General features: G+C 63.0%; 25 protein-coding genes. 12 read left to right on the forward strand and 13 right to left on the reverse strand.

Annotation, left to right across the window (positions count from 1 at the left end):
- Positions 1 to 17: 17 nt before the first annotated feature.
- From tal to OX462_RS13575, 6 genes are all read right to left on the reverse strand, one after another.
- Entirely contained in the window at positions 18 to 968 is a 951-nt protein-coding gene (gene tal, locus OX462_RS13550) for a transaldolase (RefSeq protein WP_409028676.1), read from the reverse strand.
- A 2-nt stretch (positions 969 to 970) separates the two neighbouring features.
- Positions 971 to 2,455, reverse strand: coding sequence for a xylulokinase (xylB, locus tag OX462_RS13555; RefSeq protein ID WP_409028746.1), 1,485 nt, complete (start codon positions 2,453 to 2,455; stop codon positions 971 to 973).
- Between the two features lie 31 nt (positions 2,456 to 2,486).
- The gene (locus tag OX462_RS13560) at positions 2,487 to 3,488 is read right to left on the reverse strand and encodes a LacI family DNA-binding transcriptional regulator (protein ID WP_409028677.1); all 1,002 of its coding nucleotides are present in this window, start codon (positions 3,486 to 3,488) and stop codon (positions 2,487 to 2,489) included.
- A 448-nt stretch (positions 3,489 to 3,936) separates the two neighbouring features.
- Positions 3,937 to 4,674: an NRDE family protein gene (locus tag OX462_RS13565; RefSeq protein ID WP_046682751.1), complete on the reverse strand. Its 738-nt coding sequence runs from the start codon at positions 4,672 to 4,674 to the stop codon at positions 3,937 to 3,939.
- Positions 4,665 to 4,955 carry a DUF4936 family protein gene (locus OX462_RS13570; protein WP_070311863.1) on the reverse strand — a complete coding sequence of 97 codons (291 nt, stop codon included), beginning with the start codon at positions 4,953 to 4,955 and terminating at the stop codon, positions 4,665 to 4,667. The genes OX462_RS13565 and OX462_RS13570 overlap by 10 nt, the downstream gene beginning before the upstream one ends.
- Before the next feature lie 7 nt (positions 4,956 to 4,962).
- Positions 4,963 to 6,078 carry a CAF17-like 4Fe-4S cluster assembly/insertion protein YgfZ gene (locus OX462_RS13575; RefSeq protein WP_409028678.1) on the reverse strand — a complete coding sequence of 372 codons (1,116 nt, stop codon included), beginning with the start codon at positions 6,076 to 6,078 and terminating at the stop codon, positions 4,963 to 4,965.
- 176 nt (positions 6,079 to 6,254) lie between these two features.
- On the opposite strand from OX462_RS13575, the gene mltG reads away from it, so the two are divergent.
- The 10 genes from mltG to OX462_RS13625 all read left to right on the forward strand — a co-directional run bounded on the left by mltG (position 6,255) and on the right by OX462_RS13625 (position 13,678).
- Complete coding sequence (mltG, locus tag OX462_RS13580) at positions 6,255 to 7,241, forward strand: endolytic transglycosylase MltG (RefSeq protein WP_070288479.1); 987 nt, start codon at positions 6,255 to 6,257, stop codon at positions 7,239 to 7,241.
- A 24-nt stretch (positions 7,242 to 7,265) separates the two neighbouring features.
- Positions 7,266 to 7,907, forward strand: coding sequence for a dTMP kinase (gene tmk, locus OX462_RS13585; RefSeq protein WP_409028679.1), 642 nt, complete (start codon positions 7,266 to 7,268; stop codon positions 7,905 to 7,907).
- A 16-nt stretch (positions 7,908 to 7,923) separates the two neighbouring features.
- The gene (locus OX462_RS13590) at positions 7,924 to 8,952 is read left to right on the forward strand and encodes a DNA polymerase III subunit delta' (RefSeq protein ID WP_409028680.1); all 1,029 of its coding nucleotides are present in this window, start codon (positions 7,924 to 7,926) and stop codon (positions 8,950 to 8,952) included.
- A 106-nt stretch (positions 8,953 to 9,058) separates the two neighbouring features.
- Positions 9,059 to 9,445, forward strand: a complete 387-nt coding sequence (locus OX462_RS13595; RefSeq protein WP_121669524.1) for a VOC family protein — start codon at positions 9,059 to 9,061, stop codon at positions 9,443 to 9,445.
- Positions 9,446 to 9,513: 68 nt separating this feature from the next.
- Entirely contained in the window at positions 9,514 to 10,146 is a 633-nt protein-coding gene (locus OX462_RS13600; protein WP_099408551.1) for a carbonic anhydrase, read from the forward strand.
- Positions 10,147 to 10,238: 92 nt separating this feature from the next.
- Entirely contained in the window at positions 10,239 to 11,018 is a 780-nt protein-coding gene (locus tag OX462_RS13605; RefSeq protein ID WP_070288475.1) for a TatD family hydrolase, read from the forward strand.
- A gap of 16 nt (positions 11,019 to 11,034) precedes the next feature.
- Complete coding sequence (locus OX462_RS13610; RefSeq protein ID WP_409028681.1) at positions 11,035 to 11,685, forward strand: ankyrin repeat domain-containing protein; 651 nt, start codon at positions 11,035 to 11,037, stop codon at positions 11,683 to 11,685.
- A 254-nt stretch (positions 11,686 to 11,939) separates the two neighbouring features.
- Positions 11,940 to 12,863: a class I SAM-dependent methyltransferase gene (locus OX462_RS13615; protein ID WP_070218343.1), complete on the forward strand. Its 924-nt coding sequence runs from the start codon at positions 11,940 to 11,942 to the stop codon at positions 12,861 to 12,863.
- A 216-nt stretch (positions 12,864 to 13,079) separates the two neighbouring features.
- Entirely contained in the window at positions 13,080 to 13,328 is a 249-nt protein-coding gene (locus OX462_RS13620) for a hypothetical protein (RefSeq protein ID WP_070218342.1), read from the forward strand.
- A gap of 152 nt (positions 13,329 to 13,480) precedes the next feature.
- Positions 13,481 to 13,678, forward strand: a complete 198-nt coding sequence (locus OX462_RS13625; RefSeq protein WP_070218341.1) for a hypothetical protein — start codon at positions 13,481 to 13,483, stop codon at positions 13,676 to 13,678.
- Between the two features lie 56 nt (positions 13,679 to 13,734).
- Here OX462_RS13625 and OX462_RS13630 read toward each other — a convergent pair whose 3' ends face one another.
- Positions 13,735 to 14,853, reverse strand: a complete 1,119-nt coding sequence (locus tag OX462_RS13630; RefSeq protein ID WP_070218340.1) for a phospholipase A — start codon at positions 14,851 to 14,853, stop codon at positions 13,735 to 13,737.
- Positions 14,854 to 15,139: 286 nt separating this feature from the next.
- Here OX462_RS13630 and fusA point away from each other — a divergent pair, with 286 nt between their 5' ends.
- Positions 15,140 to 17,248: an elongation factor G gene (fusA, locus tag OX462_RS13635; protein WP_070288564.1), complete on the forward strand. Its 2,109-nt coding sequence runs from the start codon at positions 15,140 to 15,142 to the stop codon at positions 17,246 to 17,248.
- Between the two features lie 100 nt (positions 17,249 to 17,348).
- On the opposite strand, the gene OX462_RS13640 is transcribed toward fusA, so the two are convergent.
- From OX462_RS13640 to OX462_RS13655, 4 genes are read right to left on the reverse strand one after another with little or no spacing between them, the layout of a single operon-like run.
- Complete coding sequence (locus tag OX462_RS13640) at positions 17,349 to 18,512, reverse strand: HlyD family secretion protein (protein WP_070288473.1); 1,164 nt, start codon at positions 18,510 to 18,512, stop codon at positions 17,349 to 17,351.
- A gap of 21 nt (positions 18,513 to 18,533) precedes the next feature.
- On the reverse strand, positions 18,534 to 19,979 hold the full coding sequence (locus OX462_RS13645; RefSeq protein WP_409028682.1) for an efflux transporter outer membrane subunit: 1,446 nt from the start codon (positions 19,977 to 19,979) through the stop codon (positions 18,534 to 18,536).
- 5 nt (positions 19,980 to 19,984) lie between these two features.
- A complete protein-coding gene (locus OX462_RS13650; RefSeq protein ID WP_099408545.1) occupies positions 19,985 to 21,559 on the reverse strand; it encodes a DHA2 family efflux MFS transporter permease subunit in 1,575 nt (524 codons plus the stop codon).
- Positions 21,556 to 21,990, reverse strand: coding sequence for a MarR family winged helix-turn-helix transcriptional regulator (locus OX462_RS13655; RefSeq protein WP_070218336.1), 435 nt, complete (start codon positions 21,988 to 21,990; stop codon positions 21,556 to 21,558). Before OX462_RS13655 ends, OX462_RS13650 begins: the two co-directional genes overlap by 4 nt.
- A gap of 130 nt (positions 21,991 to 22,120) precedes the next feature.
- Here OX462_RS13655 and OX462_RS13660 point away from each other — a divergent pair, with 130 nt between their 5' ends.
- Complete coding sequence (locus OX462_RS13660; RefSeq protein ID WP_409028683.1) at positions 22,121 to 22,651, forward strand: SRPBCC family protein; 531 nt, start codon at positions 22,121 to 22,123, stop codon at positions 22,649 to 22,651.
- Between the two features lie 335 nt (positions 22,652 to 22,986).
- On the opposite strand, the gene OX462_RS13665 is transcribed toward OX462_RS13660, so the two are convergent.
- Together OX462_RS13665 and OX462_RS13670 are read right to left on the reverse strand one after the other, a co-directional pair.
- The gene (locus OX462_RS13665) at positions 22,987 to 23,292 is read right to left on the reverse strand and encodes a hypothetical protein (protein ID WP_121669518.1); all 306 of its coding nucleotides are present in this window, start codon (positions 23,290 to 23,292) and stop codon (positions 22,987 to 22,989) included.
- A gap of 98 nt (positions 23,293 to 23,390) precedes the next feature.
- Positions 23,391 to 24,305 (reverse strand): alpha/beta hydrolase, encoded by a 915-nt coding sequence (locus OX462_RS13670; RefSeq protein WP_409028684.1) that lies wholly within the window; start codon positions 24,303 to 24,305, stop codon positions 23,391 to 23,393.
- Between the last annotated feature and the right edge of the window lies 1 nt (position 24,306).

Raw genomic sequence — 24,306 nt, forward strand, 5'->3', positions numbered from 1 at the left:
AAAAACCGGGTGCAAACTTATTGGCTGCGTAATTTCTCGATCATGGCATCGAGCTTGCCCGCATCGACGGCAAAGCCGCGGATGCCTTCGGCCAGCTTCTCGGTGGCCATCGCATCGTCGTTCAGGGCGTAGCGGAAGGCCGCCTCGTCGTAGGTGACGGCCGGCTGCGCCGCGCCCAGGTCGGCGCCCAGCGCGCGCTCGAACGGTTCGTTGGACGCTTCGAGCTTGGCCAGCAAGTCAGGGCTGATGGTCAGCAAGTCGCAGCCGGACAGGGCCGTGATCTGTCCCACGTTGCGGAAGCTGGCGCCCATCACTTGCGTGGCGATGCCATGTTGCTTGTAGTAATTAAAGATGCGCGTGACCGATTGCACGCCTGGATCGTTGGACAGGCTGCGCGCCGCTTCGTCCCATGCCGCGCCCAGCGATTTTTTATGCCAGTCGTAGATGCGGCCCACGAACGGCGAAATCAGCCGCACCTTCGCGTCGGCGCAGGCGACGGCCTGGCAAAATGCGAACAGCAGGGTCAGGTTGCAAAAGATGCCGTCTTTTTCCAGTTCGCGCGCGGCCTGGATGCCTTCCCAGGTGGCGGCGACCTTGATCAGCACGCGCTCGCGGCCAATGCCGGCTTGCTCGTACAGGGCGATCAGGCGGCGTCCGCGGGCCACGGTGGCGTCGCGGTCAAAGCTCAGGCGGGCATCGACTTCCGTCGATACGCGGCCCGGCACCACTTTCAGGATTTCCAGGCCGAAACGTACGAGCACCTGGTCGACGATATCGTCGAGCGAGGCATGCTTGTGGGCTGCGACCGTGCTTTCCAGCAAGGGCGCGTAATCGGGTTGCAGCACGGCCTTTAAAATCAGCGACGGATTGGTGGTGGCGTCCTGCGGCGCGAAGCGGGCCAGTTGCAAAAAGTCGCCCGTGTCGGCGACGACGGTGCTGTGTTGCTTCAGTTGTTGCAGCTGGTTCATTGCTATTCCTTATCACTGAGTTGGTGCAGAGCTTGCACGGCGGGAAACAGGCTACGGTAGCGGCCGTAGCGGATGCTCAAGGCTGCGCTGTGCGCGGCATCGGGCAGGAAAGTGTTTTTGATGGGCAAGCCCTGCGTCAGCAGGCTGGCGTCGCCGATGGCCGCAAAGCCCAGCTTGGCCGCACCGAGGCTGGCCGACAGTTCGCTGTTGTGCAAGGTGCGCATGTCGCGTCCCAGCACATTGGCCAGCAGCTGCGCCCAGTACTGGCTGCGCGCGCCGCCGCCCACGAGCATGCAGTGTGGCACCACGGCACCGGTCGAGGTGACGGCCGCCATGGCGTCGCGCAAGGCGAACGCCACGCCTTCGAGCACGGCGTAGCCGAGCTGCGCCGGCGTGCTGTCGTGGCCCAGTTGCAAAAAGGCGCCGCGCACTTGCGGGTCGTTATGGGGCGTGCGCTCGCCCGACAGATAGGGCAGGAACAGGGGGGCGGATGGCGTGATGGGCGCGTCGAGCGGCACGGCGCTTTCCACCAGCGCCAGCAGGGCCGCCTCGTCGGGCTGGCCCAGCACGCCAGTGGCCCAGCGCAAACAGCTGGCGCCGGACAGGATCGCCCCCATCGCATACCAGCGGCCGGGCAGGGCGTGGCAAAAGCTGTGCACGCCGCCGGCCGGGTTGCCCAGCGGCTGCTCGGTGACGGACACGATGGCGGCGCTGGTACCGAGCGAAATGAAACTGTCGCCGCCGTTGACGGCGCCGATGCCTACGGCCGAGACGGGGTTGTCGCCCCCGCCACCGGCCACCACCACGTCCATCGGCAAGCCCAGCTGGTCTGCGATGGCGGCCTGCACGGTGCCCGTGGCCGCGTCGCCTTCGGCCAGCGCCGGCATCTGTTCGGGCACCAGGCCGCAGGCGGCCAGCATGGGCGCGAACCAGGCGCGAGCGGCCTCGTCCAGCCACAGGGTGCCGGCCGCGTCGGACATGTCCGTCAGTTTGATTCCCGTCAAGCGCAGGCGCAGATAGTCTTTCGGCGACAGCACGCAGGCGATGGCGGCAAACGCGGCCGGCTCATGCTTTTGCAGCCACAGCAGTTTTGGCGCCGTCAGGCCTGCCATGGGCAGGCTGCCCGTTACGTCCGCGTAGGCGGGATAGTCGCGCGCCAGGCTCGCCGCCTCGGCTTCGGCGCGCGCATCGTTCCACAGGATGGCGGGGCGTATCACCTTGTCGTTGCTGTCGAGCAGCACGGCGCCATGCATCTGGCCCGACAGGCCGATGCAGGCGATGCGCGCGTAGTCCTGCGGCCAGCCGGTGCGCAGCTGGCCCAGCGCGTTGACGCAGGCGGCCCACCAGTCCTGCGGCGACTGTTCGGACCAGCCCGGCTGCGGGCGGCTGGTATCGATGCGCACGGAGGCCTGGCCGCGCACGGTGCCCGTGCCGTCCATCAGCACGGTTTTCAGTTCGGAGGTACCGAGGTCGATACCGAGGGAAATCGCTGGATGCATGTTGATTTACAGTGAAAGGTCAGGGGCAGCCGCAGGAGTTGCGTACGCGCAAGGTCGGCGACAAGCGCTGCACATGCTGGGCGCGGCCCGGGTTGGCGATACGGTCGATCAACAGGTCGACGGCCATGGCGCCCAGCTCTTCGAGCGGCTGCGCCATCACGGTCAGGCGGGGGCTGAAGTAATCGGCCCAGTCGAAATCATCGAAGCCGGCCAGCGCCACGTCTTGCGGTACCGCAATCTGTGCATCGCGCAAGGCGTGCATGGTGCCGATGGTCATCAGGTTATTGCCGGCAACGATGGCCGTAGGGCGCTGCGGCAATGCCAGCAGTTCGCGCGTGGCCGCGCCGCTGCGTTCGAGGTTGGAGTCGCCCGAGCGCAGCAGTGCGGGGTCAAAAACGATATCGGCGCGCTGCAAGGCCAGGCGGTAGCCGTCGATACGCTCGTGCGTCGTGGACAGGCCGGGTGCGCCCGCGATGAAACCGATGCGGCGGTGGCCGTGGGCCGCGATCAGGTGGCTGACCAGCTGGGCCGTCGCCTCGATGTTTTCCACGCCCACCTGGTCGAACGGCTGGGGCGACATGCGGTCGACCAGCACGGAAGCGATCTTGTTGCTGGTCAAGTAGTCGAGGGTGCGATGGTGCGAGTCGCCCGAAGGCGCCAGCACGATGCCGTCGACCCGGCGCTGGTGCAAGTTCTGCACCACCTTGAGTTCCTGTTCGGGATCGTCATGCGTATCGGAAAACAGCATCATCAAACCGTGGCGCGTGCAGGCCGCCTCGATGGCGCGCACGGTTTCACTGAAGTAATGATTGGTGAAAGCGGAAATGGCCACGCCGATGGTGCCCGACGAGGAGCCGGCCAGGGCGCGCGCCAGCATGTTCGGCACATAGCCGATCTGCTGCATGGCCGCGTTGACGGCGGCGACGGTTTTCGGGCTGACCTTGCGGGTGCCGTTGAGTACGTGCGAAACGGTCGACAACGATACGTCCGCCGCCCGCGCTACATCTTCCATGGTGGCCATGGTGTCTCCTGATGGTTTTATTCTTATTGTGTGCTGCGATAGTGTGCGGCTGTGTCGCCGCGTTGGAATCTATCGTAAACAAAAGAAAGCGCTTGCGCAAGCGCTTTCTTTTTTTGTGCGGATGGAGGGATGGTGGGTTTTCGATGAGGATAGGGAAAGCTTGCGTAGGTCGGATTAGCGCGCCAGAGGCGCGCGTAATCCGACATCGGGGACGGTGGTGATGCAGGCTGAGGGCGCTGGTGTTGTCGGGTTACGCGCTTGCGCGCAAATGCAAGCGATTTCTTTTTTCTGCGCGGCGATGATGGATGGGTTTTCGATGAGGATAGGGAAAGCTTGCGTAGGTCGGATTAGCGCGCCAGAGGCGCGCGTAATCCGACATCGGGGACGGTGGTGATGCCGGTTGAGGACGCTGGTATTGTCGGGTTACGCGCTTGCGCGCTAACCCGACCTACTGGATCACCAGCTCATGCAATTCGCCGGGCGAGTCCGGGAACAGTTTTACGACGGTGGACGTGCGCGTGCCGTAGCCCGGCGTTTCGATGCAGACGGCGGACAGCACGCGCTCGAGGTCGAGCGGCACGCCCGTGTCGGGCAAGCGGAAGTCCGGGGCGCGCGTGGTGTCGGCCAGCATGTCGAAGTAGGCCTCGTCGGGGGCGCCCTGGCACAGCAGGCTGGCGAACTGGGCCTTGGTCTTCAGGACCTTCGGCCACGGCGCGTCGAGCAGGGCGTTCGACAGGCCGTAGATGCCTGGCTCCAAAGGCTGGCCATTGCGCGCATCGCCATCGCCGCGGTTGGAAAACCAGATCAGGGTATCCGCGTCACCGAGCACCAGATTGAAACCGTTGTAGGCACCGCTGCCGGGGCGGATTTGCGCGATATAGTCTTGCGGCGACATGTTGCCGGCCAGATAGTCGGCCACCAGGGCGCCGCGCGAGGGGGCGTCCGGGTTGCGGTCTTGCGGGCTGCGGATATTCGTGATGGCGGCAAAGCGCGAGCTGCCGCTGCCGGCCTGGGTGATGCCCATCCAGCTGCCTCCCGCCTGCAGGTCGCGGCCCGCATACACTTGCGGGTGTTCGGGCCAGGCCCCGGCGGGGGCGCTGGCGCGTTCATAGAATTCGTCGCGGTTGGCGGCGGCAATCAGCGGAATGTGCGGATTGACTTTCCAGGCAAAAACGATCAGGCACATGGGGGCAAATCCATGAACACTTCCGTATGGCGCGCGCCGGCCGTCAGGGCCAGCAAGCCCGCCTCGTCGGCGGCAGCGGCCAGCAATTCGGCAAAGCCTTCGCCGACGACGGGATAGATTTCCATCCACGTCTGCAAGCCATCCTTGGCTTCGGGGCGGCGCTTCAGTTGCGGCGCTACGCCGGACGCGGCCGCCAGCTTGGCCTGCAAGGCGCGCACCCTGGCTTCCAGCGCCTGGGCGTGCTCTTCCTTGACCTGATAATAAATGTACAAATCTTTCATGGCATTCTCACAAGTCGAGTGCATCAAGCACGTAAGGCATGGGCAGGAAATGCACGGCCGCACCCTGGGCCGAGCCGTAGCGCACGGCGCCAGCGGCGCTTGAACCTTCTTCGATCGCCCCCAGCTTCATTTCAACGAGGGCGTCGATGCCGCCGCTGCCGTTGGGCGCCGCGTTGACGACCATGCCGCAAGGTTGCTCGGGGTCGCTGACGGCAAACAGTTCGCCACCGGCCACGACGCTTGCGTCAGCGATGCTGACGAGGGTGGTGCGGCGCTTGAGCTTGCCCAGGTACTGGCTGCGCGCGACGATTTCCTGGCCCGGGTAGCAGCCTTTCTTGAAATTGACGCCGCCCAGCAGCTCGAAATTGACCATTTGCGGCACGAATTGCTCTTGCGTGGCGGCCGTGATTTGCGGGATGCCCGCATGGATGTCCGACAATTGCCAGGCGTCATTGCCGCCCTTGGCCAGTTTTTCAGCCAGCTGCGGCCACACGTCGCGCGCCGTGGCGGCCGACGTCAGCCATTCATAGCGGGCGCTGCCGAAGGCGTCGGCCACGCGCAGCACGGTGCCCAGCGCGTGCTCGACCTTGCTGAACGGCGTGGCGGGCAGGGCGGGGAACCAGGCGGACAGGGCCGCGCCGGCTTGCTTGCCACCGAGGCCCAGCATGACCTGGTTCGCTTCATCAACGGACGCATCGTGCAGCTTGGCCTTGGCGCGCAGCACGAACATCTGCAGGCGCTTCTGGATGGCGGGTTGTATGGCGCGCGGCAATTGCAGATAAATGGTGGTGGCGTTGCGCCACATCAAAAAACTGGCCAGCAGGCGGCCCTTCGGCGTGCAGTAGCCGGCCAGGCGCACTTGCTCCTGGCTCAGGTGTTCCACGTCGTTGGTCAGCTGGCCGTGCAGGAAACTGGCTGCCTCGTCGCCGGTCAGGCCGATCAAGCCCTGGTCCGTGATGGCCGCGACAAAACCTTCTTGCAGCTGGGACACTGTCAGGGACTGGCCAAAATCGGCGATAGGGGCGGCGGCGATGGGGGCGGTGCCGTCAGGCGCGCCATCGATGGCAGCGGGGCGGGCGCCTTGGGCGGTTAAAAATTGATTCCAGTTATTCATAATTTCCATTAGATCAGCGATTAAGCATTATCATTACGGGTTCATTATAGTGATGTCGCGCAGATTGCGTCGGCAGCGGCAAGATTGCCAGTGTTGGCGCCGCTTTGCGCGTACTTGCTTCACAAATGAACGATCATAACAAGCGCGCGCTGCCCGCCAGCGAGTGCATCACAAGAATCGGAACAATGGCTTTCTTTAAAAAACTTGTAGTCAGTTCAGTCATCGCCGCCATCGGCGTGGGCGGTACTTTTGTGTACTGGGCGCAGCAGCCCATCACCACGGACGGCGAAGCGATTCCGTTTACGATTGCGCCCGGCAGCGGCGCGCATGCGGCCGGCCAGCAGATCGCGGACGCGGGCGTGCCCATCGTGCCCATCTTGTTCAACATGCTGGCGCGCATCGAAGGCAAGACCTCGAAGATCAAGGCCGGTTCCTACGAGCTGAAGCCGGGCACGACGCCGCAGCGTCTGATCACGCAGCTGGCACGGGGCGAGTTCGCGCAGGAATCCTTGACCATCATCGAAGGCTGGACCTTCAGGCAGATGCGCATGGCCATGGCCAGCCATCCTGGTCTCAAGCACGATACCGTGGGCCTGTCCGACAAGGAACTGATGGCGAAGATCAGCCCCGAATATGTGCTGCCGGAAGGCTTGTTCTTCCCGGACACGTATCTGTTCGCCAAGGGCGCCAGCGAAATGCAGATTTTCAAGCAGGCGCACGCGGCCATGATAGGCCGACTGTCCGAAGCGTGGGACAAGCGCGATCCGGCCTTGCCGTATAAAAACCCGTACGAGGCGCTGATCATGGCGTCCATCGTGGAAAAGGAAACGGGACAAAAGTCCGAGCGGGCCATGATCGCCGGCGTGTTCGTCAACCGTCTGAAGACGGGCATGCTGCTGCAGACGGATCCCACCGTGATCTATGGCATGGGCGACAACTACCAGGGCAAGATCCGCAAACGCGACCTGGAAGCGGACACCCCGTACAATACTTACACGCGCGGCGGCTTGCCGCCCACGCCGATCGCCCTGGCTGGCGCGCAATCGCTGACGGCGGCGCTGGCGCCGGCCCGCACGCAGGCGCTGTACTTCGTCGCGCGCGGCGACGGCACCAGCCAGTTCTCGGCCAACTTGCCCGACCATAACCGCGCGGTGAACCAGTACCAGCGCTAATATCCTTATCAAATCAAGAGCTTCATGACACAACACTATCAACCGCGCTTCATCACCTTCGAAGGCATCGACGGCGCGGGCAAGTCGACGCATATCGGCTTTGTTACCGATTACCTGCGGCAGCGGGGCGTGAGCCTCGTTTCGTCGCGCGAACCAGGCGGCACCAGCCTGGGCGAAAAGCTGCGCGAACTGCTGCTGCATGAAAAGATGCACCTGGAAACGGAAGCCTTGCTGATGTTCGCCAGCCGCCGCGAACACATCGCGCAAGTCATCGCGCCAGCCCTGGAACGGGGCGAGTGGGTCATTTCCGACCGCTTTACCGATGCCAGCTTCGCCTACCAGGGCGGCGGCCGGGGCATGGACTTGCGCAAGATGGAGCAGCTGGAAGCGTGGGTGCACCCGCATTTGCAGCCGGACATCACGTTCCTGTTCGACGTGCCGCTGGCCGTGGCCCGCGCCCGTCTGGATGCCACGCGCGCACTGGATAAATTCGAGCAGGAGCAGGCGGATTTCTTTGCCGCCACGCGCAATGAGTATTTGCGCCGCGCGGCCCAGTTCCCGCAGCGTTTCCGCATCATCGATTCCACGCAAAGCATTGCCGACATCCAGGTGCAGCTCGCGCAATTGCTTGATGTATTGCTTGCACAAAGCACTGTAACGCGCTGATTTAAAAGAAGAAGATATGACAAGTTCTCTGTATCCGTGGCAACAGGACGCGTGGCAGCAGCTGCAAGCCCTGCGTCCGCGCATGCCACACGCCATTTTGTTCCATGGCGCGCAAGGCATCGGCAAGGCCGACTTCATCGAGCATTTTGCGCAGGCGCTGCTGTGCGAAGACGTGCGCGCCGACGGCCATGCCTGCGGCGCCTGCGCCTCGTGCGGCTGGTTTAGCCAGGGCAACCATCCCGATTACCGCCGCGTGCGTCCGGAAGCGCTGGAAGACGAGGTGGCGGACGACGGCGAAGAGGGTGAAGGCGCGAAGAAAAGCGCCAAGACCAAGACGCCGTCGAAAGACATCAAGATCGAACAGATCCGCAACCTGGCCGACTTCATGAACATTTCCACGCACCGGCAAGGCTTGCGCGTGGTCGTGCTGTACCCGGCCGAGGCGCTCAACACGCCCGCCTCGAACGCCTTGCTGAAGACCCTGGAAGAGCCGCCGCCGGGCACCTTGTTCCTGCTGGCCTCGAACAGCCTGGACCGCCTGTTGCCGACGATTTTGTCGCGCTGCAGGAAATTTGCCTTGCCCATGCCCAGCCACGAGCAGGCGTTGACGTGGCTCAAGGCGCAAGGCTTGAACGATGCGGACAGCTGGCTGCGAGAGCAGGGGGGCGCGCCGCTGGCGGCGCTGGCCCAGTCCGAATCGGGTGGTCGCGAGGAAACGGAACAGTTGCTGCAAGTGCTGGCCAATCCCGGCGTGGAAGCGGCCCTGAAGGCGGCCGACAAATTGCAGAAGGCGCCGCTGGCGCCGCTCGTGGCATCGCTCCAGCGCTGGCTGTACGACATGTTTTCCGTTAAATTGTCCGGCACCATCCGCTACTACCCGCGCCACCGGCGCGAACTGGAAGCGCTGGCCGGGCGCATCAACGTCAGCCGCCTGATGGCCGCCATCAAGGCGGCGAATGAGCGCCGCGCGATTGCCGAACACCCTTTGTCGCCCAAGCTGTTCCTCGAAGACATGCTGCTAGACTATGCTTCAAGCTGCCAATGAAATCAAGGGCTTGCGTTACTGAGTTAATGTAAATTATCTCTGTGCCGTTTGCCACGCTTGACCCCCGGTGTTACAGTCAAGGCACTGAACAGCAACGGAGGCGTGCATGCAACGAGTCACTGGCATTGGCGGTATCTTTTTCCAGGCGCAAGACCCGGCCGCGCTGCGCGCCTGGTACCAGCGCCACCTGGGCCTGGACGTGCAGCCCTGGGGCGGCGCCGCCTTCACCTGGACGGATGCCGCTGGACAGCCCACGGCCGGCACCACCATCTGGTCCGTGGCGGCCAAGGACAGCGAGCAGTTCGCGCCCGGCAAGGCGTCCTTCATGATCAATTACCGGGTCGACGACCTCGATGCGCTGCTGCAAGCGCTGCGCGACGAAGGCTGTAATGTGCTGGACAAGGCGCCCGACTCGGCATACGGCCAGTTCGGCTGGGTCATCGATCCCGAGGGCAACAAGGTGGAACTGTGGCAGCCGCCAGAAGGGCAGTAGGCGGGGCAATAGGCGAAACCTGCGCCATTCAGCGATAATACCGGCTCAGATAACGATCCCTATTGATTATGCGCGACATTATTGCTGGATTCCTACGTTTCCAAAAAGAGGTTTTTCCTGAGCGCCGCGAGTTGTTCAAGACCCTGGCCACGGGACAAACCCCGAAGGCCTTGTTCATTTCCTGCTCGGACAGCCGCATGGTGCCGGAACTGGTGACGCAGCGCGAGCCGGGCGAACTCTTCGTGATCCGCAACGCGGGCAACATCGTGCCTTCGTACGGCCCGGAGCCGGGCGGCGTCAGCGCCACGGTGGAGTTTGCCGTGTCCGCCCTGAACGTGACCGACATCGTCATTTGCGGCCATTCCGATTGCGGCGCGATGAAGGCGATCGCCACCTGCGCCTGCCTCGATCACATGCCGGCCGTGCGCAGCTGGCTGCACCATGCGGATGCTGCGCGCATGATCAACGAGTCGGTCGACCATCCGACGGAACAGTCGCGCATCGACGGCATGGTGCGCGCCAACGTGGTCGCGCAACTGAATAACCTGCGCACGCATCCCTCGGTGGCGCTGGCCATGGCGCAGCATCGCCTGACCCTGCATGGCTGGGTGTACGACATCGAGAACGGTTCGCTCGACGCGCTCGACGAATCGACCGGCAACTTCGTTCCGCTCGCGGAACATCCGGCCTCGCAGATGTAATCGGCTGCCAGCATCCGAACCGCCCCGGCAGGGGATGCGCGCCGCCGCCGTTCCCCTGCCAGTTTTTGCTCCCTCCGGTACAATCCCGCCTTATGTATATCGATTCCCATTGCCATATCAATTTCCCCGAGCTGGCTGCTCGCATGCCCGAGATCCTCGCCAAGATGGCCGAGAACAAGGTGACGCACGCACTGTGCGTGTCCGTCGACTTGCCGGACTTCCCGCAGGTGCTGGCCCTGGCCGAGCAGTATCCGCATATCTTTGCCTCCGTTGGCGTGCATCCCGATTACGAGGACACGCCTGAACCGTCGGTGGAAGACCTGGTGCGCCTGGCCGACCACCCGAAGATCATCGCCATCGGCGAGACGGGCCTCGATTATTTCCGCCTGACGGGCGACCTCGAGTGGCAGCGCGAGCGTTTCCGCACTCACATCAAAGCTTCAAGAATCACCCGTAAACCCTTGATTATTCACACAAGAGCGGCCAGCGAAGACACGATACGCATCATGCGCGAAGAGGGCGCGGGCGTGGCCGACGGCGGCGTGGCCGGCGTCATGCATTGCTTTACGGAATCGCTGGAAGTGGCGCGCGCCGCCATCGACATGGGTTTCTATATCTCGTTTTCAGGCATCGTCACGTTCAAGAGCGCCAAGGATTTGCAGGCCGTGGCGCTGGAAGTGCCGCTCGAGCGCATCCTGATCGAGACGGATTCGCCGTACCTGGCGCCCGTGCCGTTCCGCGGCCGAATGAACGAACCGGGCTACGTGGCCCACGTGGCCGAGTACCTGTCGACCCTGAAAGGCATTCCCCTGGACCAGGTGGCGAAACAGACGACGGACAATTTCTTCAAGCTATTCAATCAGTTGCCGTAACTTCTTAAGGTTCGACATGATGAAAAAACTCGCTGCGGCGATGCTGCTGTGCTGGGCGACGGCCGGCCAGGCGGCGCCGGACCCGGATGCCTTCTTCCGCGCCGTCTCCGTCAACAACGACAGCGGCGTGCGCGGCATGCTGGCTGACGGCATGAATCCGAACCAGCCTGACGCGCAGCGCGGCGACATACCGCTTGTGCTGGCCCTGCGCGACGATGCGGACAAGGTGTTCAAGCTGCTGCTCGACGCACCCGGCATCGATATCGAGGCCCGTTCGGCCAACGGCAACACGGCGCTGATGATGGCCGCCTACAAGCACAAGCTGGACGCGGTGAACGCCTTGCTGGCCAAGGGTGCCAAGGTCAACCAGAGCGGCTGGACGGCGCTCCACTATGCGGCCTCGGCGGGTGACTTGCCCATCATGAAGATATTGCTCGACCGCGACGCCGTCGTTGATGCGCGCGCGCCTGCCAATATCACGCCGCTGATGTTTGCCGCCCGCGAAGGACAGGAGGGCGCCGTCAAGCTGCTGTTGTCCTGGGGCGCGGACGCCAGCCTGAAAAGCGACCATGGCTGGACGGCCGTGCAGTTCGCCCAGGCCGGCGACAAGCCGGGCGTGGTGGCCATCATCGAAGCGGCCCAGAAGGCGCGCGCTGCCCGCAAATAGTCGTTCTGATAATATTTTCCATGCCAGCGCCGAAACTGGCATGGAATTGCCTCTCACCTCAGCCCTTTGTTCTCCCTGGCGATTAACGATAATGATCGTGTCGCATTAATCAGGAGATTGTTCGCATGGGCCATCACACCACCGTCAGGCGCCGGCTGTATTGTCGCCGCCCCGCGCGCAGCCCGTGCGATATCACTGCTTTCTGGAATGACAAAACCGATCGGCCATCGGAGCCAGACTCCAAGAGGACAGACATGCTGAATGAACGAGAAATCGAGAGTTGTTACCTGGGGCAATTTATCCCCGTCCATTACCATCACAATATGCTGATGGACCAGAACCGCATGCACGGGTTCAAGTCGGCGATCGATTACGCGGTGAAACCCGGCATGAAGGTGCTGGAGCTGGGCGGCGGCACGGGCGTGCTGTCGTGGTTTGCGGCAGCGCGCGCCGACAAGGTCTGGTGCGTGGAGTTCAATCCGGACATGGTCAAGGAAGCGCGCAAGATGCTGGCGCTCAATCCCAACGGTGAAAAAGTCGAAGTCGTCCATGCGGACGCCTTCGAATACCTGCCGCCCGAGCCCGTCGATGTGGTCATCTGCGAAATGATCCATGTGGGCATGCTGCGCGAAAAACAGGTGGAAGTGATCGAATCGTTCAAGCGCCGCTACCTGGCCCGCTTCGGCGGCCCGCTGCCCATCTTCCTGCCCGAGGCCGTCATTATGGCCGTGCAGCCGATGCAGCAGGAATACGATTTCGAGGGGTTTTATGCGCCCATCGTGCAATTCCAGGAAACCACGGCCATCCACCCGGGCGTGCTGGAACTGGCGCCGCCGTCCGTCTACAGCATCATCGACTTCAGCCAGCCGACGGACAGCGTGTTCGGTTTCGACGGCAAGTTCGTTGTCGAGCGCAGCGGCACCTTGAACGCCTTGCGTTTCGTCACCAAGAATATCCTGGCCGTCGTGCCCGAGCGCTCGACCACCATCGACTGGCTGAACCACTACATGTGCCTGCCGCTGGCCGCGCCGGTGGCCGTGAAGGCGGGCGACGTGCTGCAGGTGAGCTTCCAGTACCGCGCGGGCGGCTCGATCCCCTCGCTGGAAACGTCGATCCGCGCGCAGGTGATCTATGACGTGAATCTGCAGCCAGTGACGCAGAATCCCGTCTACGCCTGATCAGCTGACCAAACCTGCTGCGCGTCGCGATTTGCGGCCTGCGATGCTCACCGTACTAAAGTACGGTTGCGCTTCTTAGCCACAACTCACTGCCGCTCGCTACGGTTTTGTCAGCCGTTCGAAATCAAATTTGGGCAACGCCGCAGCGATTTCATCCTGCGGCGTTTGTCCATTCAGGGTATATTCCGTCTTTTACCACTGGACAGCTTTATTATCATGGAACAGATCGATCAGCGTTACCTCGTGCAACAGAACAAAATCAGCGACGGCGAGACCAAACCGCCCGTGTTTGCCAAGGTAATGCGCAGCAAGGAAGGCGTGTTTGAAGGCGTGTCCTTCATCAAGTCGAAGGACAAGGCCTCCATCCTGACCATCGAAGAGGCCAACCAGGCCATCAAATGGGCCGCCAGCAAGAAGCCGAACGCGCACGAGTACATCACGAAAGTGATTTGCGTCGGCCAGTAAGCCCCCGTTCATTCCCGTTTTTGCACCGTTCATCCCCGTAGCACGCAGTTCGTCGCACGGCCGTTGCCGCCCCCGCGGCGCTTGGCTATAGTGCCGTCACGGTAGCGGGGCAAGCACGGCTTGCTCCGCACATTTCATTCGAGGGGAACGCGATGCTGGGATTCGTGCTGTGGCTGCTGCTCTTGCTGGTGTGCTGGCCCCTGGCCTTGCTGGCTCTCGTGCTGTATCCGCTGGCCTGGCTGCTGTTGCTGCCATTTCGCCTGATCGGCATCGGCGTGGAAGGCGTGTTCGAATTGCTGCGCGCCATCGTCATGCTGCCGGCTCGGGTGCTCGGTGGCGGGCGGCACTAAACTGGATTTCCCATAAAAAATGGCGCCGTCGGCGCCATTTTTTATGCGTGTACTGCTTACAGGTCGACCATGAAACCGGCGCCGATCGATTTCTGCGAATAGTTATAGTCGATCAGGCTCTGGCCATAGCCGGAGAACAGCTGCAGATAGCCTTTCAGGTTGGCTTTCAATGGGAAAGCCCAGCTGGCCTGCATCGAGCCATGCTTCTTGCTGAAATTGCGGCGCGCCGTCACGGCGTATTCATGGCCCTTGTTGCGGTAGCTCACGCGCAAGTCGCCATGTCCCATGTAATCGGTGATGTCGATATTGTCGTTGTCCGTCGCGCTGTTGTCGAGGCGGTGCCAGATGCGGCCCGTGACGGCCAGGTTGTCTTTTTCCACGCCCAGCTCGGCATACACGCGGTTCCAGCTGCGCGACAGGGTCGAGGTCTGGCCATTCGACTGGTGCACGAGGCCCAGGTTCAGGTAATTGAATTCCAGGCCCGCGAAATTCTTGTTGATCGGCAAGATCAGCATCAGCTCCGGCTGGTAATTGGTCTCGCGGAAGGGGCTCGAAGCCTTGCGGTTATACGCCTGCCAGAAACTTTGCTGCGTGTAGCCGAACCACATGTCGATGGGCGTGCCGGCGATGTCCTCCAGCAGTTTCATCTTGAAACTCAGCTGGAAGGTCAATTCCACGTGCTGGCTCTTGATGCCGGCTGGCGTGAAATCCTGGAACGGTTCGTCGTTCGAGGCGTCGCTGTAATTGGCCAGCAACAGATAGGTGTCGCGGTGCGGGCGGAAGTTGAACAGGCCCCGTTTCGATGCGTCGTTCAGTTCCCACGATTGCTGGGTGCGCGAAATCGGTGCTTCCGGCGGCGCCGCGCCAGCCTGCGCGATGGCGGGGATGGCGGCGTTGACGGCGTCCGGCGTGGCCACGCCCGGCGGGCTGACGGGCGTGATGGGAGCAACCTCGGCAGCCGCTGCCAGGGCCACGGCAGCGGTGACGGGATCGCCGCCGGCGGCGATGGTGGCTTTTTCCGCCGCCTTGGCCAGGGTGTCGAAGCAGCCCAGGCGGGCGCTGGCGTCACCAAGCACGGCGCAACGCTGCATTTGCTGTTCCAGTTCGCCGGCCATGGCCAGCGCCGGCGACGCCAGCAGGGAGGAGAGGATTATTTTTCTTAGTTGGATGGTCATAGGCTGAGTGGGGCATGTCATTCGGTGCGCACCTGGGCTGCATGCCGGCGGCGTCGCCTTGCACGGTAATTCACCGTGCGTATTGATTTTGATTAATCTTTGCTGGATTAATAAAGTTGAAAGTATAGCCGAAACTCTTATTTGTCCTGTGCAACGCGCGTGCGCGTTAATGTCAGTGTTGCGCGCATGGTAAAAACCGGTTACCCGCCACTGCCAAAATCGATGTCTGCTACACTGGAAAACCGGCGCAAACACAGTCGTGCCGGGGCTAGCCATGGAGATTGTGATGACCCGCAAAACACCTATCGAGCGCTACCGCAACATCGGCATCAGCGCCCATATCGACGCCGGCAAGACCACCACCACCGAGCGCATCCTTTTTTATACGGGGGTCAATCACAAGATCGGTGAAGTGCACAACGGCGCCGCCACCATGGACTGGATGGAGCAGGAGCAGGAACGGGGCATCACCATCACCTCGGCCGCCACCACCGCGTTCTGGAAAGGCATGGCCGGCAACTTCCCCGAACACCGCATTAACATCATCGACACGCCCGGCCACGTGGATTTCACGATCGAGGTGGAGCGTTCGATGCGCGTGCTCGACGGCGCCGTGATGGTCTACGACGCCGTCGGCGGCGTGCAGCCCCAGTCCGAGACCGTCTGGCGCCAGGCCAATAAATACCATGTGCCGCGCATCGCCTTCATCAACAAGATGGACCGGGTGGGCGCGGATTTCTTGCGCGTGCGCAAGCAGATCGGCGAGCGCCTGAAGGGCGTGGCCGTGCCCATCCAGCTGCCCATCGGCGCGGAAGAGCATTTTACGGGCGTCATCGACTTGCTGAAAATGCGCGCCATCACCTGGGACGACGCCAGCCAGGGAGTGCAGTTCAGCTATGGCGAGATTCCCGCCGAGCTGCTGGCGCAGGCGCGGGAATGGCACGAGCACCTGGTCGAACAGGCGGCTGAAGCGAGCCTCGACATGACGGAGCGCTACCTGAATGGCGACACGTTCACGGAAGCGGAACTCAAGCAGGCTTTGCGTGCGCGCACCATCCGCAACGAAATCGTGCCCATGCTGTGCGGCAGCGCCTTCAAGAACAAGGGCGTGCAGGCCATGCTCGACGCCGTCATCGAATACCTGCCGTCGCCGCTGGAAGTGCCGCCCATCATGGGCCACGACGAGCACGACAACGAGGTGGAGCGCCATCCGGCCGACGACGAGCATTTCTCGGCGCTGGCCTTCAAGATCATGACGGACCCGTTCGTGGGGCAGCTGACCTTCTTCCGCGTGTATTCGGGCGTGGTGAACTCGGGCGACATGGTCTACAACCCCACCAAGAGCGCGCGCGAGCGGCTGGGGCGCATCCTGCAGATGCATGCGAACGAGCGCAAGGAAATCAAGGAAGTGTATGCGGGCGACATCGCCGCCGCCGTGGGCCTGAAAGCCGTCACCACGGGCGACACCCTGTGCGCCATCGACCACATCATCGTGCTGGAAAAGATGATCTTCCCGGAACCCGTGATTTCCCAGGCCGTCGAACCGAAGACCAAGCCGGACCAGGAAAAGATGGGCATCGCCCTGAACCGCCTGGCGCAGGAAGACCCGTCGTTCAGGGTGCATACGGACGAGGAATCGGGCCAGACCATCATGTCGGGCATGGGCGAACTGCACCTGGAAATTCTGGTCGACCGCATGCGGCGCGAATTCGGCGTGGAAGCGAACGTGGGCAAGCCGCAGGTGGCGTATCGCGAAACCATCACGCGCGCGGTGGAAGATATCGAGGGCAAGTTCGTCAAGCAATCTGGCGGACGGGGCCAGTACGGCCACGTGGTGCTGAAACTTGAACCGCTGGAGCCGGGCACGGGCTACCAGTTTGTCGACGCCATCAAGGGCGGCGTGGTGCCGCGCGAATTCATTCCCGCCGTCGACAAGGGCATCATCGAAACCCTGAAGGCGGGCGTGCTGGCCGGCTATCCGGTCGTCGACGTCAAGGCCACGTTGACGTTCGGCTCCTACCACGACGTCGATTCGAATGAAAACGCGTTTCGCATGGCCGGTTCCATCGCCTTCAAGGACGGCATGCGCAAGGCCCATCCCGTGCTGCTGGAACCGATGATGCAGGTGGAGGCGGAAACGCCGGAAGAATTCATGGGCAACGTCATGGGCGACTTGACGGCGCGGCGCGGCATGGTGCAGGGCGTCGACGACATCCCCGGCGGCGCGGGGCGCATCGTCAAGGCCCTCGTGCCGCTGGCGGAAATGTTCGGCTATTCCACCACCCTGCGCTCGCTGACCCAGGGCCGCGCCACGTACACGATGGAATTCAAGCATTATGCGGCCGTGCCCAAGCATATCCTGGATCAGGTGGCCTCGGCCGGCAAGGCCAGGTAGGTCGGATTAGCGGGGCAACGCCCCGCGTAATCCGACACCACCACCGGCCGTGCCAACAATGTTGTCGGCTTACGCGCCTTGCGCTAAGCCGACCTACGCATCAATTCAGTAGGTTTTGCGCAATGATGGCGTCCGCCATCTTCTCCGCCTCGCCCACGGGCTGGCTCAGCGCCTGGGTCGTGTAGACGGTGGACGCCGCCATCGGCTGGTCCAGGGTCGCCCCTTCGCCATGGCGCGTGTCGACCGTCACCGTCGTCGACAGGCCGATGCGCAGCGGGTGGGCGGCCAGCTCTTTCGGGTCCAGCGTGATGCGCACGGGCACGCGCTGTACCACCTTGATCCAGTTGCCCGTGGCGTTTTGCGCCGGCAACAGCGAAAACGCGCTGCCCGTGCCGGCCGACATGCCCAGCACCTTGCCGTGGTAGACGACTTTGCTGCCATACAAATCCGTTTCGATGGTCGCCGCCTGTCCCACGCGGATATTGCGCAATTCGGACTCCTTGAAGTTCGCGTCGACCCATAACTGGTCGAGCGGCACGATGGACATCAGGGGCGTGCCCGGCGTCACGTGCGTGCCCAGTTGCACGCTGCGCTTGGCCACATAGCCTGAAACGGGCGCGACCACGGCATTGCGGCGCACGGCCAGCCACGCCTGCAGCACGTCACCCTTGGCCGACAGCACGGCCGGATGGCTGGCCAGGTTCACGCCGGTCACGCCCGCTTTGGCGGACTCGGCCTGGCGCTGGGCCACGATCAAGGCCGCTTTGGCGTCGTCGACGGCCTGTTTCGCATGAACAAGGTCTTCGCCCGAGATCGTGTGATCCGCCGCCAGCGGCGCGCGGCGCGCCAGGTTGCCCTGCGCCGTGGCCAAGGCCAGGCGGCGCTGCTCGATGACGGCGTCGTACTGCGCCACGCTGGCATAGCGTTCGCGCTCCTGGCGCACGACGTTGCCCAGGCGCGCCTCGGCCTGGCTCAGGGCCAGGTCCGCATCGATGGCGTTCAGCGTGATCAGCGGGGCGCCCGCCTTGACCATCTGCGTTTCGTCGGCGCGGATGGCGTCGACATTGCCCGTCACTTGGGCGGACAGGGTGACGAGGTTGCCGCCTACGTAGGCGTTGTCCGTCACTTCTTCCCTGGACAGCACCAGTTGATAGTAGGCGGTCCAGGCGGCGCCGGCCACGAGAAAGGCGGCCGTGATGGCGATCAGGACGGCCTTGCGTTTGCCCGGCTGTTCGGTGGAGGTGGTTGTGGTGTCGCTGCTCATGATGTATTCCGTAATCGATCGTTATTGTTGAGTCGTCGTGGCGGCAAAGTCGCTGCTGCCCCGGTAGCCGCCGCCCAGGGCCACGGTCAGGCTGATTTCCGCGTTCTGGCGCTGGTTTTGCAGCTGCATGCCCAGGTCCACCTGGCCGCGCACGGTCATTTCCGCGTTCAGTTGCGTGGCGCGGTCGGCCAGCCCTTGCTTGAGTCGCGCATTCGCGTTGCGCAGCTGCGCTTCGCTGGCGCGCAGGTTGTCCTGCTGCAGCCGCAGCTGGTTTTCCACGCCTTGTACCCTGGCACCGGCCTGCGCCACGTCGCGCACGACATTGAAGACGTTCTGGTTGTAGTCCGCGATCAGTTCGTTGCGTTCGCTGCGCGCGCCGGCAAGCTGCGCCTGCAGGCGGCCGCTGTCGAACAGGGGCAAGGACAGGGCAGGGCCGATGAACAGGGTGCGGCTGCCCGATTGCAGCAGCTTGCCCAGTTTGATCGCATCGAGGCCGAACGAGGCCCCCAGGTCGATATCGGGGTAGAACGATGCCTGCGCCGCCTCGATCTTGCTCATCGAAGCCTGTACCCGCCAGCGGGCCGCCTGCAAGTCGGGCCGGCGCGCCAGCAATTCCATGCCCAGCTTGCCGGGCAGGGCGTGCGGCAGGGCCTGGGCAACTTTTGGCTGCAGGCCGGCCAGCGCCGAGCTGTCGCCGCCGAGCAGGGCGCGCAAGGCTTCCCGTTCCGTGACGACCTGCGTTTCCAGCAGGGCGATCTGCTGCTGCAGCAAGCTCAAACGCGTTTGCGCGGACAGATGGTCGTCGCTCACGCCGAGGCCGTTGGCGATGCGCTTTTCCTTGTCCAGCACCAGCAGCTGTTGCAATTTGACCAGCGCATGCAGGTTGTCCATGCGGGCCCAGCCGTTTTGCATGCTGAAGTAGTGGCGGGCGATCTCGGCCGCCAGCATCTGTTCCGCCATCGCATACTCGGCACGGCGCGCGTTGACTTCGCCCAGGCTGGCGGCGATCTGCGCCTTATGCTTGCCCCACCAGTCCAGGTCGTAATGGGCTTGCACGCCCACCGTGACCTCGTTGTAGTAATTGCCGCCGATGGGGGCGGGCATCAGGCCGTTGCCCGAATAGCGCTGGCGGCTGGCGTTGGCGTCCAGGTCGACCCTGGGGCCGCGCTGCGCGTGTTGCGCGTCAAACGCGGCAAGGGCCGAGCCGATGCGGGCATTCGCCACCGCCAGGTTCGGGCTGGCGGCCAGCGCCTGTTCGATCAGCTGGTCCAGCTGATCGTCCTGGAACTGGCGCCACCACTGGGCGGCGGGCCAGCCTTCGCTGGCCAGGTGGATGTCGGCCGCCAGTTGCACGGTGGCCAGGTCTTGTTGCGGCAGCTGTTGCGTGTCGGGCGGAATGCTGGCGCAGCCTGCCAGGGATAAACTTAGCGCCAGGACGCTCAGGGAGAGTTTCATCGGTGTGTGCATGAGGGTTATTCCATGGCCGCGTGGTCGACCACGACAGGCGCATTTTTCTTCGGTGGTTTGATCAGGAGCAAAAGCGGCAGCACGAGGATGGTCAGCCACATCATCAGCCAGAAGTCGTCGAGGTAGGCGATCATCGACGCCTGCCGCGTGATTTCGCCATTCAGCGCCGCGATGCCCGTGCTCGTGCCCAGGTCGAACACCTGTGCGATGCCGGGGTCATGCAGGGCCGGGTTGGCGATAGTGATGTGTTCCGTCAGGGACGCATGGGCGATCTGCGTATTGCGTACCAACAAGGTCTGCACGAGGGCGATGCCGATGCTGCTGCCGATGTTGCGCACCAGACTGTAGATGGCCGTGCCTTCCGCCCGCATCTGCGGCGACAGGGTGGCGAACGTGGCCGCGCTCAGGGGCACGAACACGAGGCCCAGGCCGATGCCCTGGATGATGCCGTTCCATACGACCGTCTTCGGCACGAGGTCCAGGGTGAAATTGGCCATTTGCCACAGCGAAAATGCGGTAATCGAAAAGCCCACGCCCAGCAGGATGCGCGTATCGATCTTGCCCGTCAGCCTGCCGACGATCAGCATGGCCAGCATCGTGCCCAGGCCGCTGGGCGCCGTCACCAGGCCGGCAATGGCCGCCGGGTAATTCATCAAGCCTTGCAGCATCGACGGCGTCAGCGCGCGGGTGGCGAACAGCACCATGCCGACGATGAAGATGAACAGCAAGCCGCTTACATAATTCGAATTCTTCAGCAGGCGGTAATCGAGGAAAGACTTGCCGGCCGGGCGCAGCGCCGTGTGGGCGATGAAGTAACACAGGCTCATGGCCAGCACGATGGCTTCGATCCACGTTTCCGTCGAGGAAAACCAGTCGTTCTGCTCGCCCCGATCCAGCAGCATCTGCAGCGCGCCGATGGACAGGCTGAGCGTCGCAAAGCCGAACATGTCAAAGTTCATGCGGCGGTTGGGCGGGTCCTTGCGGATGTAGCGCCAGATGCCATAGAAGGCCATGGCGCCGATGGGGATGTTGATGAAGAAGACCCAGCGCCAGCTGTAGCTGTCCGTCAGCCAGCCGCCCAAGGTCGGTCCCAGGATGGGACCGATCATCACGCCCATGCCCCAGATGGCCATGGCCGAGCCGTGCTTTTCGCGCGGATTGATGTCAAGCAAGACCGCCTGCGACAGCGGCACGAGGGCCGCGCCGAACACGCCCTGCAGCAAGCGGGCGGCGACGATCTCGGACAGGGTGCCGGACAGGCCGCACAGCACGGAGGCGAGCGTGAAACCGGCGACCGACACGAGAAAGGTGTTTTTCTGGCCGAAACGGTCGCACAGCCAGCCCGTCAGGGGCGTGGCGATGGCGGCGGCGACGATGAACGAGGTCAGCACCCAGGTGATCTGGTCTTGCGATGCGGAAAGGCTGCCCTGCATGTGGGGCAGGGCGACGTTGGCGATGGTGCCGTCGAGCGCCTGGATGATGGTGGCGAGCATGATCGAAATCGTGATCATGCGCCGGTTCAAGGTAGGGTCCTGTGAAGCGGGCAGCGCCGGCGTGGCACTGGCTGTGGCCGAACTCATGCGGATTTCTCCGTGGCCGCCTGTAGCGCTTCCAGCAGTTCGGTGGCGGCCTGCAGCTGACCGGGATCAATGCCCTGCAGCAGTTCCTTGCGGAAACCGTCCGCTTCCTTGCGCACCGTGTCATACACCTGCAGGCCAGCTTCCGTCAGCACGACGAGTTTCACGCGGCGGTCCGTTTCCGACGGCTGGCGCTGCACGAAGCCCGATTTCACGAGCCGGTCCAGCATCGACACCATGGTGGGGTTTTCCACGCCTAGCTGATGGGCCAGTTCGCTTTGCGAGGGCGGCTGCGGCGATTTGGCGATCATGGCGATGCACATCCAGCTCGCTTGCCCCAGGTCCAGGTCTTTCAGGCGCCGGTCGATCGCATGGCGCCAGCCGCGCGCCGTCTTGTGGAGCGCGGCGGAAAAGCGCTCTTCGATAGAAATCATAAGGTGAGTCGTCTAATGGTTAGGTGTCTAACTAATATTTTAGCATGCTGGTTTGACAGGCGTACAGGCCTTTCCGTTTGCCGGCGCCGCTGGTACATTAACAGTCAGCCCACCACCATCAGGAGACAGCATGACGACGGAAAAACAGAAGCAGGACGGACAGCACCGCGACAGCAGCGACTTTGTCATCACGCAAACCTTCGACGCGCCGCGCGAACTGGTGTTCCAGTCGTGGGTGGAGCCCGATCGCCTGGCCCAGTGGTGGGGCCCCGTCGGCTTCGAATTGAGCGTGCTGGCGCTGGACTTGCGGCCGGGCGGCGTCTTCCACTACGGCATGCGCGCCGACAATGGCTACGAGATGTGGGGCAAGTTCACCTACCAGGCCATCGAAGCGCCGGAAAAGATCGTCTCGATTTTGTCATTTGCCGACAAGCAGGGCAATGCCGTGCAGCATCCGGTCAGCGCCACCTGGCCTTTGGAATCGTTCAATGTCATGACGCTTACCGAGGAAAACGGCAAGACGACGATGACCTTGCGGTCGACGCCGCACAAGGCCACGGATGAGCAGCATGAGACGTTCAAGCAGGGGTTTGAGTCGATGAAGGAGGGGTTCAAGGCGACTTTTGCCCAACTGGCACAGTACCTGGCGCGTGTTCAGTGAGCGTATTGTTTTGAACGGCGGGCCAGAGCCGCGAGCCTGAGAAAATGGCCATGGCTGCGTTGCTTGGGCTCGCCGTACATGCGTACTGTCTTCGCCCGCGCGCCTTGCCCTGGCCATTTTTCAGGCCCGCTGGGCCCGGGCAGCCTTCGTTCGAGGCGCGGGCGGGTTCTTGCTGTCGTTGTCTGCTCGCAAAGGCGCGGCCTGCCCCCAAACCGCAGAACCATTGTTCACTGGAAGAATGACAAAACGGAAAAGGATCGCAGTCTTGTTGAAAAATTTATAGTTGAATTAAATTCCAGGCCACGAGTGGCGATCGAACTGGGTGGCGGACAATCTCAGCCGGTAAGTTCGCGACCTTCATTTGCGACGATGAGCGCTAATTCGCTGAAGCGATGATTGTTGTAGGACAGGTGTTTGATAAAGACCTTTGCTTCATCCCATGAAAGGTTTTGAACGACATGTCCGCTATTGCAGCCTTCAAAGTAAATGACGGGAGGGCGGTGCGTGGCGCTCTTATCGTCATCGAACGCAGTGGTTTGCATGAACAACTCGTACCAGTGACCATCATCGGCATCAAAGCAAAAGCCATATGATCCGCCGTCTCGATAAATATCCGCGTCCCAAATTTTCACTACTCTCATGTTGTAGACTTTCGTTCTGACGCTATACGCTATTCCTTCTGATTGTAACTGATCACATAGCACATGCAGGGTGAAGTTTGAGGCGGATGCTGCCCCATTTACTGCACCTTTTCATCCGCCATCTCCAACATCTCCCGCACCACCGGCAAAATCATCCCCCACGCATTCGACGTCGCGGCAATCTCGTCATAATGACTGGCGCCCGGCAAAATCAGCACCTCCGCATGGTCGCCGGTCAGCCGGGCCTTGGCCGCATAGTCGTGCGCGACGCGGGGTGGGGAGATGGTGTCGAGCTCACCCGTGGCCAGGACGGTGCGGCTGCCGTTGGGGATCAGGTCGGCGGCGTTGGTGTCGCTGTAGATGTCGGGGCGCTCAGTGCTGGCGCTGCCTGCCAGTTGCGCGATGTCGCGCTCGCAGCTGGTCTTGATCAAGTCCTTTTCATGGCGGAGGTCGGCCAGGCCGCCCAGGCTGACGATGTTTTTTACCGGCAGGTAGGTGTTGCGGTACAGGGGGCTGGTCCTGGGCAGCTTTTCCCTGCCGGCGATCCATTGCACCAGCTGGCCGCCGGCCGAGTGGCCCATGGCGACGATGCGGCTCGTGTCGATCTGGTACTGGGGCGCGTGCTGCTGCAGGCTGTCGAGTGCCGCGTGCATGTCTTCGTAGGTGCCCGGATAGCCGCCGCCTTCCTCGTCGACGCGGCGGTACTCGACATTCCACACGGCGATGCCTTGCGCGACGAGGGCGCCGGCCACGTTGCGCATCTGTTTGATCCCGCCGAAGGCCACCGTCCAGCAGCCGCCATGGACGAGCACGACGACGGGGAACGGGCCGCTGCCTTCGGGCCGGAACAGCTGCGCGTATTGCGACGGCGCGGGGCCATACGCGATCTGCGCCGTGGGCGCGGGGCCGCTCAGGGCCAGGTAATCGTCGAGGCTCATGGGGGCGGCGACGGCGCCGTGGACGGAGGCGAGCAGGGCGGTGGCGATCAGGGAGGACGGCAAGGTGGTAGGCATG

It is taken from the genome of Janthinobacterium aestuarii (assembly GCF_046113285.1).
In the GTDB taxonomy this organism is placed as follows: domain Bacteria; phylum Pseudomonadota; class Gammaproteobacteria; order Burkholderiales; family Burkholderiaceae_D; genus Janthinobacterium.